This is a genomic window from Flavobacterium sp. FPG59 (genome assembly GCF_002150205.1).
GTDB lineage: Bacteria > Bacteroidota > Bacteroidia > Flavobacteriales > Flavobacteriaceae > Flavobacterium.
Map to the genome: position 1 here is coordinate 1 of NZ_MTCA01000388.1, position 1,187 is coordinate 1,187.

The window sequence follows — 1,187 nt, forward strand, 5'->3', positions numbered from 1 at the left end:
CAATTATGCTCATCGGTTTTAGTTTTTGTTCTTCTGCACAAAAAATAAAGGAAACTAAACAAAACCAAACAGAAATTGAAACGCTATTAAAAAATGGTATTAAACCAGAACTAGCATTTTTCTGGGAAACAAAAGATACGCTTATCTTAGCACGTACAAATTTCAGAGAAACAATTCAGTTTGATTTAATAAATAAAAAATGTATGATTCGAAATATGTTTAGTGAACAAGAAATTCAACTTACAAAAGATTTAAAACTCAATGACAGAAATACTCTTGATTCTCAACGTGATTTTGAGTATAGTTTCGATATCATAGGGAATGTTTTTATCGTTGCAGAAATGTATCAATACAAAATTTACTTTGATAAGAAGAAACAAAATATACTAAAAATTGAAAACATAAATGATAAACATGTGTTCTTTCCCAAAGAATATGAATATTACATGAGCACTGTAGCACCTATTAGCTCAGGACCAAATGATTAAGTTGGTAATTATTTAGGATTGATTGTTTTATAATGAATTCAATTAGGCTTAACGAACCTAGTTTTTTGAAAAGTATAATGAATTATAATAAATACTACTCCATAAAAGTACTATCACCAAAAGCACCTAAATCGGATCTGGGTGATTGGCTTAATAGGATGGTCTTGTATTTGGAATATTTGATAAATCCGAATAATGGACTTATTTTAGCAATTAACCTACCTTAGTGCCATATTGTTCAAAAACATTTTTAAACCAAACAAAAAAAAATATGATTAAAAAATTATCCTTATTGCCATTCTTTATTTTCATTTTTAATTCTACTTTTTCCCAAGAAAAATATGAAGACAGTATAAAAGAGATCATTAAAAAAGACTTCGCTCTAATTAAGCCGGCAGATTTAAAAAATTTAGTTCCTTTTGCAACTGAAAACGGAATGGGTTACTTAAACTCAAAAAACAATAAGATAGTTGTTAAACCAAATTATTATAAGTTGGATTTTGCTAAACCAAATTTAAGAGGAGATTATAATACTGTAGCCTATTTTGAAATAAACAACAAGACAAAAGAAGTGGAAGTGTTTTTACAAAATTGGGAAATTTTTGAAAACTCTTTAACGAAAAATCCACCAAGCCAAACAGATTCAAACGGGTTTTATCTGGTTAATAATGAAATTATTTCTTTTTCTAACACCTATAC

At 27.5% G+C, this 1,187-nt stretch carries 2 protein-coding genes; both read left to right on the plus strand.

Features of this window, described 5'->3' with window-relative positions; translation table 11 throughout:
- Window positions 1-488: hypothetical protein (locus FPG59_RS16825; protein WP_176330787.1), on the plus strand; the 488-nt coding region annotated here is incomplete at its 5' end.
- 271 nt (window positions 489-759) lie between these two features.
- The coding region (locus tag FPG59_RS16200; RefSeq protein WP_140344727.1) for a hypothetical protein at window positions 760-1,187 on the plus strand (428 nt) is incomplete at its 3' end.